Genomic DNA, 13,045 nt, shown 5'->3' on the forward strand with positions numbered 1-13,045 from the left:
GGAGATCCATGCTGTCAGGACTGCTCGCCGGGAACGATCGCGTCGCCCTGCGGTTCGGTGCGGAATCCCTGACCTACGGCGAACTCGCGGCCGTCTCGGGATCGCTCGCCGCCGGGCTGGCCGGTCGCGAACGGGTCGCGGTGTGGGCGACACCGACGCTGCGGACCTGCGTCGCGATCGTCGCCGCGCTGACCGCCGGGGTGCCGGTGGTGCCGATCAACCCGAAGGCCGGATCGCGCGAACTGGCGCATATCGTCGCCGACAGCACGCCCGATCTGGTGCTGGCCTCGCCGGACGCCGTGCTGCCCGCGGAACTCGGGGCGCTGCCTCGGCTTCCGATCGAGCTGGACGCTTCGGGGACGCCCTGGCAAGGCGACGAGCCGGATCCGGAGACGCCCGCGTTCGTCATCTACACCTCGGGGACCACCGGGCCGCCGAAGGGAGTCCTGCTCCCGCGACGGGCGGTGGCGTCGAATCTCGACGCGCTCGCCGGGATCTGGGGCTGGACCGACGCCGACGTCCTCGTGCACGCCCTCCCGCTCTTCCATGTGCACGGCCTGATCCTGGGCGTGGTCGGCCCGCTGCGGCGGGGTGGCTCACTGCATCATCTCGGCCGGTTCAGCAGTGAAGCGGCCGCGAAGGAACTCGCCGGTCCGGGCACGATGCTCTTCGGTGTCCCGACCATGTACCACCGGCTGGCGGCCGATTGCGAAGCCGATCCCGCGCTGGCCGCGGGAGTGGGCGCGGCGCGGCTGCTCGTTTCGGGTTCCGCGGCCCTGCCCGCGACCGATCACGAGCGGATCGCCGCCGCGACCGGGCAGCGTGTGGCCGAGCGCTACGGCATGACCGAGACGCTGATGAACTGCGGCGTCCACGCCACGGGAGATCGCCGGCCCGGTTCGGTCGGCCCGCCGGTGCCCGGCGTCGAACTGCGTCTCGTCGACGATTCCGGAGAACCGCTCTACGGTGACACGGTGGGGGAGATCGAGGTCCGCGGCCCCAACCTGTTCCTCGGCTATCTGAACCGGCCGGAGGCCACCGAAGCCGCGCTGCACGACGGATGGTTCCGTACCGGTGACATGGCGGTGCGCGATCCGGACGGCTACGTGCGGATCGTGGGCCGCCGTGCCACCGACCTGATCAAGAGCGGCGGTTACAAGATCGGCGCGGGGGAGATCGAGAACGCGTTGCTGGAGCATCCCGGGGTGGCCGAGGCGGCCGTCACCGGGGAACCGGACGAGGACCTCGGCGAGCGCATCGTCGCCTGGATCGTCCCCGACGGGGTCAGGCCGACGGCGGGCGAACTCGCCGACCACGTCGCCGGTCTGCTCTCGCCGCACAAACGGCCGCGGGTGGTCCGTTACCTGGAAGCCTTGCCGCGCAACGAGATGGGCAAGGTCCTCAAACGCGAGATAAGGGGTTCGGAATGATGAAGGGGATACTCGCCGCGGTCGCGCTCGCCCTCCTGATCGCTCCACCCGCCCAAGCCGCAGGCACCGCCCGCTATGTCGCGATGGGCAGTTCTTTCGCGGCGGGGCCGGGAATCCCGCCGCAGCGGCCGGGGACGCCGGCGACGTGCGGACGGTCGACGAAGAACTACGCGAGTCTCGTGGCCGAGGAGCGCGGATTCGCCCTCACCGACGTCACCTGCAGCGGCGCGACCACCGCGAACGTCCTCACCGCCGGGCAGGCCGGTCAGCCGCCGCAGATCGAGGCCGTCACGCCGGACACCCGGCTCGTGACGGTCACCATCGGCGGCAACGACGTCGGCTACGTCGGCAGCCTGTTCACCTACGCCTGCCAGAACACCGGCGGCGCGAACTGCGGCCAGGTCGACCAGGACGCCGTCCGCGCGGCGCTCGCCACGGTGCACGAGAAGATCGGCGCCGTCGTCGCCGCGGTCCGCCAGCGCGCGCCGCGAGCGCGGGTGCTGGTCGTCGACTACCTGACGATCGTGCCGCGCACCCCTCCCGCCTGCGACGGAGTGCCGCTCACCCCGGCACAACTGGCCTTCGAACGCGAGGTCGCGGACAGGCTCGCGGCGGCGACCCGGCGGGCGGCGCGCACCGAGCGGGCCACCCTGATCCCGGCGGCCGCCGCAAGCGCGCACCATGACGGCTGCGCCGCGACTCCCTGGATGGAGCGGTACGCGACCGCACCGGGACGCGTTCCCTATCACCCGAACGAGGCCGGGATGGCGGCCGTCGCGGACCTGATCACCGCACGGCTCCGCTAGCCGCCTGAGCCCGGAAGGTGCGGCGGTAGCTGTCCGGCGGCACTCCGACGGTCCGGTTGAAATGCCGTCGGAGTGTCGTGGCGGTGCCCATCCCGGTGGCCTCCGCGATGAGGTCGACGCTGTCGTCGGTCCGCTCCAGAAGTTCCTGCGCGCGGCGGATGCGCTGGATCAGCAGCCAGCGCAACGGGGTCGTCCCGGTCGCCGACCGGAAGTGCCGCGCGAGGTTGCGGGAACTCATGTTGGCGTGCCGGGCGAGATCTTCGACGGTCAGCGGCCGGTCCAGTCGTTCGGTCACCCAGGGCAGCAGGCCGCCGAGCGGATGGTCGTCCTGCTCGGGAACCGGGGCGGTGACGAACTGGGCCTGTCCGCCCGCGCGGTGCGGCGGGACGACCAGGCGGCGGGCGACGGTGTTCGCGACCGCCGAGCCGTGGTCGGAGCGGACCAGATGCAGGCACAGGTCCATCGCCGCGGCCTTGCCCGCCGAGGTGAGCACGCTGCCGTTGTCGACGTAGAGGACGTCCGGATCGACCTCCACCAGCGGATGGCGGGCGGCGAGGACGTCGGTGTGCGCCCAGTGCGTCGTCGCGCGGCGGCCGTCGAGAAGACCGGCGGCCGCCAGGACGAAGGCACCGGTGCAGAGGGACGCCACCCGTGCGCCCGCTTCGTGGGCGGCTCGGACGGCATCGACGAGGTCGGCGGGCGGGTCGACGTCGATGTCGGCCCAACCGGGGACGATGACGGTGTCGGCGCTCACGAGCCTGTCGAGGCCGTGATCCGGTTCGAGGAGGAACCGGCCGACCTTCACCGGAGCCGGACCGCAGACGGTGAGTTCGTACCAGGAGCCGTCGTAGCCCGGCAGGCCCGAACCGAAGACCTCCTGGGCGATGGCGAGCTCGAACTGCAGCATGCCGTCGGTGGCGGCGAGGGCGACCGTGCTCATGTCCGAAAGTGTACGCATGATGGCGTTCCGGACACTGTCGACGGGCGGTTCCCGTCGGCAGGATGGTCCACAGTGGATCAGCCGAGGGCAGGAGAAACCCATGGGTACGGGGTATGACGTCGCGGTGTTCGGGGCCTACGGGCACACCGGCCGGTTCGTGGTGGCGGAGCTGCGCGAGCGGGGCATCGGGGTGCTGGCGGTCGGCCGCGACGAAGCGAAGCTGCGCGGCCTTCCTTGGCCGGACCTGGAAATCCGGCAGGCTTCGGTCTACGACCCGGCCTCGCTCGACCGCGCCTTCGAGGGTGCGGACGCGGTGATCAACGCCGCCGGGCCGTTCGCCGACACCGCCGCTCCGGTGATCGAAGCGGCGCTGCGGGCGGGCATCCCGTACCTGGACGTGGCCGCGGAGATCGAAGCGAACATCGACACGTTCGCGAAGTTCGGCGACCGGGCCGAGGGGGCGACGGTGATCCCGGCGATGGCGTTCTTCGGCGGGCTCGGCGACCTTCTGGTCACCGCCGCGATGGGCGACTGGACGTCGGCCGACGAAGCGCACATCGCCTACGCGCTGAGCAGCTGGCATCCGACGGAGGGGACCCGCGCGGCGGGCAAGGTCTCGCGGGAGCGCCGCAACGGTCGGCGGCTCCGCTTCTCCGGCGGCCGGATCGAACACCGTGACGACGCGCTGCCGGCCCTGGACTGGGATTTTCCTGCGCCGCTCGGGACTCGCGCCGTGCTCGGCGAGTTCACGATGGCCGACGTCGTCACCGTCCCGAGCCACCTCGCCATTCCCGAAGTGACCACGTACATGACGGTGAACGCGGCCAGTGAGGTGGTGACGCCCGAGACCCCGGCGCCCGGGACGGACGGCCCGTCCGCGCAGACGTTCGTGGTCGACGTCGTCGTGCGGTCCGGTGATGCGGAACGGCGGATCGTCGCCCAGGGCCAGGACATCTACGCGATCACCGCGCCGCTGGTGGTGGAGGCGGTGCAGCGAGTGCTCGACGGGCGGACCAAGGCGACCGGCGTCGTCTCGGCGGGAGAGGTCTTCGACGCGGCGGACTTCCTGGTGGCGCTGGCTCCCCGGGTGACCGTCACCGCGTGACTCCCACCTGCCAGCCGGGATACGGCAGCCGGGCGGGCGGGGCTTCCCCGGGCCGGTGCTCGAAATGCCACCACTCGTTGTCGTAGATCCGGTAGAGCGCGAAGCGGGCGCCGTGGTCTTCCAGCCACTGCGCGCCTTCACGCGGCCGGACGTCCAGCGCGGTACCCCGGACGTGCGCCGAATCCTGCGGCGGCAGGACGCGTTTCCCGTCCCGCCTGGCCTCGTCGAGGAACAGGCGATGCTGCTCGGCGGCATCGCGGTGACCCGACGTGAGGCCGAGCAGCGTCCGGTGCCGCCAGAAGGCTTCGGTCCTGGCGGCGGTGAACGCGGCGAGGGTTCCGCCGGTGAGCCCGGCCAGGTCTTCGGCGGGGAACCGCAGCGACAGCGCCCATCCGCAGGCGAGCCGCTTGGCGTGGCCGGGGGAGCGCAGCCACGCCGGGATCAGCAGCAAGACCGCGAGGACGCGGGTGATCACCGCGAGAACGAATTCCTTCATACCGTCCACAGTCGACGGCGCTTGTCCGAGGCCGATCGCGACGGCGTGCGCGGACGCCGACGAAAATGTCACCGTTCCGCACGGACCACGCTGTGACAGAACGAAGACATTCCGCGGACGCTCCGTGGATGCCGGGCGGGCACCATGGCGTGTCATGGACGAGCGGATTCCGTCCGGCGCTGCGATAGTCGTCGGCATGCCCAGGGTGCTGCTCATCGAGGACGACCAAGCCGTGCGTGAGGGGTTGAGCATGGCGTTGGGCGGACGGGGTCACGCGGTCGACGCGGTGGCCACCGGAGAGGAAGGTCTCGCCCGGCTCGCGTCGCGGCCGCCGGACATCGTCGTGCTGGACCTGATGCTGCCGGGACTGGACGGCTTCGAGGTCTGCCGCCGCATCCGGGCCACGGGTGATCTGCCGATCATCATGCTCACCGCGCGCAACGAGGACATCGACGTGGTGGCCGGGCTCGCCGCCGGCGCGGACGACTACGTGGTCAAACCCGCCAGGGCGCAGGTACTCGAAGCGCGGATCCGGGCGGTCCTGCGCCGCAGCGGGCAGACGCCGCCCTCCGCGCCCGCGCAGCCCGAGATCGAACAGCACGGCGACCTCGGCGTCGACCGTGCCGCGCTGACGGTGACCAAGGACGGCAAGCCCGTCGCCCTCGCCCCGACCGAACTGCGGCTGCTGCTGGAACTCACCCAGGTGCCCGGCCGGGTGCTCAGCCGCCAGTACCTGCTGGAAAACGTGTGGGAGCACGGCTATTTCGGTGACTCCCGGGTCGTCGACGCCTGTGTGCAACGGCTGCGCGCGAAGATCGAGGACGACTCTTCCGCGCCGGTGTTCGTGCAGACGGTCCGCGGGTTCGGCTACCGGTTCGGGCCACTGTGAAGCTTTGGGGTCTGCGTACCCGGCTGTTGCTGGCGTTCAGCCTGCTGGTCGTGATCACTGCGGCGACGGTCGCCGGTGGTGCCTATGTCCAGTCCCGCACGGTGATCCTCCAGCAGGCGCAGGACGCCACCGCCCGCGTCCTGGTCGACAAGGCCACCGCGCTGTACCCGCTCGGCCCGCTGCCGCCGGCGGGCGGGACGCTGGACCGGATCAGCGGCGAGCTGTCCGACCGTGACCTGAGTTCCCTGGTCCTGTACGAGGACCAGTCGAGCGGGAACGAGCAGCTCCGATCGCTGATCTCACCCGAGCTTCGCGAAGAGGTCGGGTCGGGAAATGTCGCGTGGCAACGTGTCGTCACCAAGGGTGTCCCGATGCTGGTGGTGGGCACCAGGTTCACCGTCGAGCTTCCGGGCGGGAAGCGGCAGGCTTCGGGTATCGAGGCCTACATCGCACGCAGCATGGCTTCGGAGGAAGAGAGCATCGCCGAACTCGCCACCCGTGCCTGGCTGATCGGCGGGGCGGCGCTGGTCTTCGCCATCGGTCTGGCGCTGCTGGCCGCCCGCGGCGTCCTGCGGCCGGTGCGGGAACTGGGCGAAGCGGCCCACCGGCTGGGTTCGGGTGACCTGCGGGCGCGGATCAGCGTCCGCGGCTCGGACGAACTGGCCGGAGTCGCGCGCACGTTCAACGAGACGGCCGAAGCACTGGAACGTCACGTCGGTGAGCTGGAACGGATGGAGGCCGACGCGCGGCGGTTCGTCGCGGACGTCTCGCACGAACTGCGCACTCCGCTGGCCGCGATGACCGCGGTCGCGGACGTGCTGGAGCAGGAAGCGTCACAACTGCCAGGCGACGCCGGCCGTGCGGCGCGGCTGAGCATCGACGAGACGCACCACCTGACCCGGCTGGTGAACGACCTCATCGAGGTGTCCCGGTTCGACGCCAAGGCCGCGGCCCTCGCGCCCGAGGAGGTCGACGTCGCCGAAGTGGTCGCGGCGAGCCTGCGCATCCGCGGCTGGACCGCCGAAGTGGAGGGCGACCTGCCCGCCGGGATCTTCGCCGGGCTGGATCCGCGGCGGGTGGACGTCATCGTGGCGAATCTGGTCGGGAACGCGTTGCGGCACGGGGAAAAGCCCGTTTCGCTCCGGCTCTCCGGAACGGGGGAGTGGATCACGCTGGAGGTCGCGGACCGTGGGCCGGGGCTCGCGCCGGAGGTGCTGCCGCACGTGTTCGACCGGTTCTACAAGGCGGATTCGGCCAGGGCGCGTTCCGGCGGGAGCGGGCTCGGCCTCGCGATCGCCTGGGAGAACGCCCGTCTGCACAAGGGGACCTTGATCGCCGAGAACGGCGTGGACGGTGGCGCGGTGTTCACGCTGCGCCTGCCCCGTCAGGTGGTGACGGCGTGAGGAAGACCTGGCTCGTCCTGCTCCTGATCGTGCCGGTGGTCACCGGTTGCGGCGTCCGGCCCAGTGGCGTGATCCCCGGCGCGCCCGCGCCGGTGGGCCCGGCCAACGGCGCGGTGCTCTACTTCGTGTCCGGCGGGCAGCCTGCCAGGGTGCTGCGCCCGATCGCCGGGGAACTGCCCCCGGCGAGCCCCGTCGACCTGCTCGCCGCCGGACCGGACGAGAGCGAGCGGGAACAGCGCTACACCAGCGAAGTCCCGCCGGGCACCGTTGTTCTCGACCAGACGGCGGGACCGAACGGGGTGACGCTGACCCTTTCGGTCGACGTCGCCGGGCTGTCGGCGAGGGCCGTCGACCAGATCGTTTGCACCGCCAGGGACTCGCTCGGCGGAGCCGCGCAGATCACCTTGCGGGGCGGAGAAACACAACGCGGGCCGCTGTCCTGCCCGCTGCCGGGTTAGGAGTGGCCCGAATCACCGGTGTCGTTCCCTCGCTTTGTCCGGATTCGCCAGCTAGCTTAGGCAAGGCTAAGCAATGGGACGTGGGGTGGTTGTGGCGTGGAAGGGATCGAGGGCAAGGTCGCGCTCGTCACCGGAGGCGCGCGCGGAATCGGGGCGGCCGTCGTGGACGGGCTCGCCGAAGCGGGTGCGATCGTGGCGGCGGTGGACCTGGCGGAAGGGCCGTCCCGGACCGGGGTGACCTCGTTCGTCGCGGACGTCGGCGACCCCGCGGCCGTGGCGCGGGTGGTCGGCGAGGTCGAACGCGAACTCGGGCCGATCGGGATCGGGGCGTCCGTCGCGGGTGTGCTGAAGCCGGGGTCCGTCTGCGAGACGAGCGACGAGGACTGGGCGGCGACCTTCGCGGTCAACTCCACCGGCGTCTTCACCGTGCTCCGCGAGATCTCCCGCCGGATGCTGCCCCGCCGGAGCGGGGTGCTGGTGACGGTCGGCTCGAACGCCGCGGGTGTCCCGAGGACCGGGATGGCCGCCTACGCCGCTTCGAAGGCCGCCGCGACGATGCTGACCCGCTGTCTCGGCCTCGAACTCGCCGGTTCCGGCATCCGCTGCAACATCGTCTCGCCCGGTTCGACCGACACCGAGATGCAACGTCTACTGTGGACGGACGAAAACGGCGCGGACCGTGTCATCGCGGGAAATCCGGAGCAATACCGCGTCGGCATACCGCTGGGCCGGATAGCCGAACCCGCCGATATCGCCGACGCCGTCCTGTTTCTGGCGTCTGATCGAGCGCGGCACATCACGATGCAGAACCTCTACGTCGACGGCGGCGCCACGCTCCGGGCGTGATCTCGATGACGCAACGAAGACTTCTCGGAGTGGTGTGATTAGGTTAGGCTAACCGAATATTACCTGCCTGATCAGTGGTATTTGCGAAAGGGAATCCTGTCGTGTCCTCACCTGCACCGGCCCGACCAAGGCCGGTCCACCAGGCGGCCGATCTGCTGGCGGCGTACCTGCCCGGATCGTTCTACTTCTCGTCCGCTCGAGGATCGCTGCTCGCCGACGGGGTGTACTCCCCGGTCCACGCGGCACCGGGCAGGCGTGCCCGTGCCGCCGCCGAGGTCCTCGACGCCGCCCTCGTGGCGGGCGTGACCGAGCCCGTGGTGGCGGGAGCGATCGGCTTCCGGCCGGATGCCCCGAGCAGCTTGGTGGTGCCCGCGGTGGTGCGCCGGGCCGGCGCGCCGGGAGCGGGCAGGCCGGTGGCTCCGCTCGGTGGCGGGAACTGGTCGGTGTCGCCCCGGCCCGCGCCTGAGGTCTACACCACCGCCGTGGCGAAGGCGCTGGACGAGATCCGCGACGGTGACCTGCGCAAGATCGTGCTGGCCCGCTGCCTCGACGTCACCGGTGGCGACCTCATCGCCGTGCCGCGGCTGCTGGCCCGTCTCGTCCACGCCGACCCGGCGGCCCACGCCTTCGCCGTCGACGTCAGCGCGCCCGGGGATCCCGCGCCGCGCACCCTGATCGGCGCGAGCCCGGAACTGCTGGTCTCCCGCCGCGGGCGGATCGTGACGGCCAACCCGCTGGCCGGATCGCGGCCGCGGGTCGCCGACGAGGCCGAGAACGCCCGGCGGATCGCCGATCTGCTGGCGTCCGAAAAGGATCGTGCCGAACACGCCCACGTCGCGGCGCAGGTGGCCGAGGTGCTGGGCCGGTTCTGCGTCGACCTCGACGTCCCCGCCGAACCCGAGGTGATCGGCACTCCCACGATGTGGCACCTCTCGACCAGGATCAGCGGACGGCTCGCCGACGCGGGCGACGTCGGTTCGTCCGCGCTCGCGCTGGCCGAAGCCCTGCATCCGACGCCCGCCGTCTGCGGCGTCCCGACCGGCCTCGCCCGCGACACCATCGCCGCGCTCGAACCCGAGGATCGCGGCTACTACGCGGGGCTCGTCGGCTGGACCGATCAGGATGGTGACGGCGAATGGGTCGTCACCATCCGTTGCGCCGAGGTCCGTGACCGGACCGTGCGGCTGTTCGCCGGAGCGGGTGTGGTGGCGGGCTCGGACCCGGAGGCCGAACTCGCCGAGACCGGCGCGAAGTTCGGCACCCTGCTTCGGGCGCTCGGCCTGGAGGGAGCGGCGTGAACCCCGACCACGTGCCCTGGCCGCCCGAGACCGCCGCGCGCTACCGGGCCTCGGGCCACTGGCGGGGCCAGACCTTCGGCAAGCTGCTCACCAGCCTCGCCGAGGCGTACGCCGAACGTCTCGCCGTGATCGGCGAAACCGCCCGCTGGACCTTCACTGAACTCGACGAGCGGGCGCACCGTCTCGCGGCGGGGTTCGCCGGTGCCGGGATCCAGGCGGGCGACCGGGTCGTCGTGCAGCTGCCGAACGTGCCGGAGTTCGCGTCCGTCGTCTTCGGGCTGTGGCGGGCGGGAGCGTTGCCGGTGTTCGCGCTGCCCGCGCACCGGGCCAGCGAACTGCGGCACTTCGCCGAACAGAGCGAAGCCGCGGCGATCCTGACCGTCGGCGAGCACGAACGGTTCGACCACGCCGCCATGGCGCGTTCGGTCGCGGCAGAAATCCCTTCGGTGCGGGAGGTCTTCGTCGTCGGCACGGACGAGTTCGCCGCGCTCGAAGCGACCACGCCGCGAGCGCTGCCGGATCCGGATCCCGCCGGGGTCGCGTTCCTGCAGCTGTCCGGCGGCAGCACCGGTTTGCCCAAACTGATCCCCCGCACGCACGACGACTACCTCTACAGCGTCCGGGAAAGCGCCCGGATCTGCGGCCTGCGCCCGGAAAGCGTGTACCTGGCCGCCTTGCCCGCCGCGCACAACTTCCCGCTCAGCTCACCCGGCCTGCTCGGGGCGCTGCACGCGGGCGCGGCCACGGTGTTCGCGCCGCGTCCGGACGCCGACACCGCCTTCCGGCTGATCGAGGCCGAAGGCGTGACGATCACCGGGCTCGTGCCGCCGCTGGCCGCCGCGTGGGCGCAAGCGGCCGCGAGGACCACCCGCGATCTGTCCTCTTTGGACGTCCTGCTCGTCGGCGGCGCCAAATGCGCCCGCGAACTGGCCGAGAAGATCGGGCCCGCGCTGGGCTGCCGCCTCCAGCAGGTGTTCGGCATGGCCGAGGGACTGGTCTGCTACACCCGGCTCGATGATCCGGACGAGTACGTCCTCGCCACGCAGGGGCGGCCGATCTCGCCGGACGACGAGATCCGGGTGGTGAACCCGGACGACCCACTGTCCACTTCGGACGATGTCGTCGCGCCGGGGGAGATCGGCGCGCTGCTGACCCGCGGGCCGTACACGATCCGCGGCTACTACCGCGCCACCGAGCACAACAAGACCGCCTTCACCGAGGACGGTTTCTACCGCACCGGTGACCTCGTGCGGCAGCACCCGTCGGGACACCTCGAAGTGGTCGGCCGGGCCAAGGAACAGATCAACCGCGGCGGCGAGAAGGTGGCCGCGGAAGAGGTCGAGAACCACCTGATGGCCCACCCCGGCGTGCTCGACGCCGCCGTCGTCGCGGTGCCCGACCCGTACCTGGGCGAGCGCACCTGCGCCTACGTCGTCCCCGCGGCCGGCGCCGAGCCCGCCGCGGCGGAACTGCGGCGGTTCGTGCGCGAGCGCGGGGTGGCGGCGTTCAAGGTGCCCGATCTGGTCCAGGTCGTGCCGGAGTTCCCGGTGACCGGCGTCGGCAAGACCAGCAAACGTGAGCTCCGGGCGGCCCTGGCCGCCCTGGCGAAGGAGGGATGAAAGTCGTGTCACTACCCGAAATCCGGTCCTACTCGTTGCCGACGGAGGCCGAGTTGCCCGCCGGACGGGTCGGCTGGAAACCCGACTCCGCCCGCGCCGCGCTGCTGGTGCACGACGCGCAGCGGTACTTCCTCGCGCCGTACGAGGGCTCCCCGGTGCCGGAGATGGTCGCGAACATCGCCGCGCTGACCGAAGCCGCCCGGGCGGCGGGCGTTCCGGTGTTCTACACCGCCCAGCCCGGCCACCAGGCCGCCGAGGACCGCGGCCTGCTCACCGAGTTCTGGGGCGACGGCATCGGCGCGGTCATCGACGAGGACCCCGCCGCCGCCGACGTCGTGGACGAACTCGCCCCGCAGCCAGGGGACATCGTGCTGACGAAGTGGCGCTACAGCGCGTTCCAGCGCAGCACGTTCACCGAACAGCTCGCCGAAGCCGGCCGGGACCAGCTGCTGATCACCGGCGTCTACGCGCACATCGGCTGCCAGGCCACCGCCGTCGAGGCCTTCATGCGTGACATCCAGCCGTTCCTGGTCGGCGACGCGGTCGCGGACTTCTCCCGGGAACGCCACGACCAGGCCTGCGAGTACGTCGCTCAGCGCTGCGGCGCCCTGACCACCACCGCCGCCGCGCTCGCCGCGATGGCCCCGATCCACGCCGGAGTACCCCGATGAGCCTCACCACCGGAAAGATCCACGCGGACGTCGCGGAACTGCTCGGCTGCGACGTGGCCGAGCTGAAGCCCGAAACCGATCTCACCGACCTCGGCCTCGACTCGATGCGGATCATGGGCCTGGTCGAGCAGTGGCGCTCCGAGGGCGCGGAGAACCTGGAGTTCGCCGATCTCGCGGAGCAGCCGAACCTCGGCCACTGGACGAAGCTCCTCACCGGGAACGCCGCGTGAGCCGCGCCGACCACCGCCACCGGCACCTCGAACGCATCGCCGAGGTCCGCGCCGGTCGGCAGGCGGAGAAGGTGCCGTACCCGATCCGCGTCCGGCAGGCCGAAGTCGTCCGCACCGAGATGATCGGCTCCGGGCTGCTCCGTGTCACCCTCGGCGGGTCCGGCACGGCGGGGTTCGAGGCCCATTCGCCCGACGAGCACGTGAAGCTGCTGTTCCCGGAGCTCGACGCCGAGCCGAAGCTGCCGGTGCAGGACGGCGACATGCTGCGCTGGCCGAAGCCGTCGCCGACGTCGCGCGAGTACACGGTCCGCCGCTACGACCCGGCCACCGGCGAACTCGATCTCGACGTCGCGCTGCACGAAGGCGGACTCGGTTCCGGATGGGCGGAGAAGGTGACCCCCGGAACGCCGGTGCACGTCGCCGGTCCGCCCGGCGGGCTGATCGTGCCGCACACCTACGACCGCTACCTGCTCGCCGGGGACATCACCGCGCTGCCCGCGATCGCGCGCTGGCTCGAAGAACTGCCCCGCACCGCCGCGGGCTGGGCGTTCATCGAGGTCACCGACGCGAGCGAGGAGATCGAGCTGTCCGCGCCCGAAGACGTCGAGGTGCACTGGCTGCATCGAGGTGACGTCGCGGCGGGCGACTCCGACGTCCTCGCCCGCGCGGTGCAGACGATCGAAGTCCCCGCCGGTGAACGGCTCTACGCCTGGGTCGCCGGGGAGGCCGGGCAGCTCAAGCCCCTGCGCCGCTGGCTCAAGAACGACCTCGGGCTCGGCAAGGACGACCACGACGTGACCGGCTACTGGAAGCGCGGCGTCGCGGACTTCGACGACGAGCACGACCACTGATCC

At 71.6% G+C, this 13,045-nt stretch carries 14 protein-coding genes; 12 read left to right on the forward strand and 2 right to left on the reverse strand.

The features are described from left to right. The first annotated feature begins 8 nt into the window (after positions 1–8). On the forward strand, positions 9–1,430 hold the full coding sequence (locus ACLJPX_RS03235) for an acyl-CoA synthetase (RefSeq protein ID WP_410598642.1): 1,422 nt from the start codon (positions 9–11) through the stop codon (positions 1,428–1,430). Next, complete coding sequence (locus ACLJPX_RS03240; protein ID WP_410598643.1) at positions 1,427–2,236, forward strand: SGNH/GDSL hydrolase family protein; 810 nt, start codon at positions 1,427–1,429, stop codon at positions 2,234–2,236. Before ACLJPX_RS03235 ends, ACLJPX_RS03240 begins: the two co-directional genes overlap by 4 nt. On the opposite strand, the gene ACLJPX_RS03245 is transcribed toward ACLJPX_RS03240, so the two are convergent. Then, entirely contained in the window at positions 2,217–3,176 is a 960-nt protein-coding gene (locus ACLJPX_RS03245; RefSeq protein WP_410598644.1) for a helix-turn-helix domain-containing protein, read from the reverse strand. The genes ACLJPX_RS03240 and ACLJPX_RS03245 overlap by 20 nt on opposite strands. 100 nt (positions 3,177–3,276) lie before the next feature. On the opposite strand from ACLJPX_RS03245, the gene ACLJPX_RS03250 reads away from it, so the two are divergent. Further along, positions 3,277–4,281, forward strand: coding sequence for a saccharopine dehydrogenase family protein (locus ACLJPX_RS03250; RefSeq protein WP_410598645.1), 1,005 nt, complete (start codon positions 3,277–3,279; stop codon positions 4,279–4,281). Here the strand turns inward: ACLJPX_RS03250 and ACLJPX_RS03255 are convergent. Beyond that, positions 4,271–4,777 carry a M15 family metallopeptidase gene (locus ACLJPX_RS03255; RefSeq protein ID WP_101608265.1) on the reverse strand — a complete coding sequence of 169 codons (507 nt, stop codon included), beginning with the start codon at positions 4,775–4,777 and terminating at the stop codon, positions 4,271–4,273. The two genes, ACLJPX_RS03250 and ACLJPX_RS03255, sit on opposite strands and share 11 nt — an antisense overlap. A 154-nt stretch (positions 4,778–4,931) precedes the next feature. On the opposite strand from ACLJPX_RS03255, the gene ACLJPX_RS03260 reads away from it, so the two are divergent. The 9 genes from ACLJPX_RS03260 to ACLJPX_RS03300 all read left to right on the forward strand — a co-directional run bounded on the left by ACLJPX_RS03260 (position 4,932) and on the right by ACLJPX_RS03300 (position 13,042). Then, positions 4,932–5,666, forward strand: a complete 735-nt coding sequence (locus ACLJPX_RS03260) for a response regulator (RefSeq protein WP_410598646.1) — start codon at positions 4,932–4,934, stop codon at positions 5,664–5,666. Further along, positions 5,663–7,069: an ATP-binding protein gene (locus tag ACLJPX_RS03265; protein ID WP_410598647.1), complete on the forward strand. Its 1,407-nt coding sequence runs from the start codon at positions 5,663–5,665 to the stop codon at positions 7,067–7,069. The genes ACLJPX_RS03260 and ACLJPX_RS03265 overlap by 4 nt, the downstream gene beginning before the upstream one ends. Beyond that, positions 7,066–7,527, forward strand: coding sequence for a GerMN domain-containing protein (locus ACLJPX_RS03270; protein ID WP_410598648.1), 462 nt, complete (start codon positions 7,066–7,068; stop codon positions 7,525–7,527). The genes ACLJPX_RS03265 and ACLJPX_RS03270 overlap by 4 nt, the downstream gene beginning before the upstream one ends. A 96-nt stretch (positions 7,528–7,623) precedes the next feature. Continuing rightward, the gene (dhbA, locus tag ACLJPX_RS03275) at positions 7,624–8,373 is read left to right on the forward strand and encodes a 2,3-dihydro-2,3-dihydroxybenzoate dehydrogenase (protein WP_101608261.1); all 750 of its coding nucleotides are present in this window, start codon (positions 7,624–7,626) and stop codon (positions 8,371–8,373) included. A 101-nt stretch (positions 8,374–8,474) separates the two neighbouring features. Beyond that, positions 8,475–9,671: an isochorismate synthase gene (locus ACLJPX_RS03280; RefSeq protein WP_410598649.1), complete on the forward strand. Its 1,197-nt coding sequence runs from the start codon at positions 8,475–8,477 to the stop codon at positions 9,669–9,671. Next, on the forward strand, positions 9,668–11,290 hold the full coding sequence (locus ACLJPX_RS03285) for a (2,3-dihydroxybenzoyl)adenylate synthase (protein WP_410598650.1): 1,623 nt from the start codon (positions 9,668–9,670) through the stop codon (positions 11,288–11,290). The genes ACLJPX_RS03280 and ACLJPX_RS03285 overlap by 4 nt, the downstream gene beginning before the upstream one ends. Then, positions 11,287–11,961: an isochorismatase family protein gene (locus tag ACLJPX_RS03290; protein ID WP_101608258.1), complete on the forward strand. Its 675-nt coding sequence runs from the start codon at positions 11,287–11,289 to the stop codon at positions 11,959–11,961. Before ACLJPX_RS03285 ends, ACLJPX_RS03290 begins: the two co-directional genes overlap by 4 nt. Continuing rightward, on the forward strand, positions 11,958–12,191 hold the full coding sequence (locus tag ACLJPX_RS03295) for a phosphopantetheine-binding protein (RefSeq protein WP_101608257.1): 234 nt from the start codon (positions 11,958–11,960) through the stop codon (positions 12,189–12,191). The genes ACLJPX_RS03290 and ACLJPX_RS03295 overlap by 4 nt, the downstream gene beginning before the upstream one ends. Then, the gene (locus tag ACLJPX_RS03300) at positions 12,188–13,042 is read left to right on the forward strand and encodes a siderophore-interacting protein (RefSeq protein ID WP_410598651.1); all 855 of its coding nucleotides are present in this window, start codon (positions 12,188–12,190) and stop codon (positions 13,040–13,042) included. The genes ACLJPX_RS03295 and ACLJPX_RS03300 overlap by 4 nt, the downstream gene beginning before the upstream one ends. Positions 13,043–13,045: the final 3 nt, after the last annotated feature.

This window comes from Amycolatopsis sp. lyj-90 (assembly GCF_046549035.1).
Taxonomy (GTDB): domain Bacteria; phylum Actinomycetota; class Actinomycetes; order Mycobacteriales; family Pseudonocardiaceae; genus Amycolatopsis.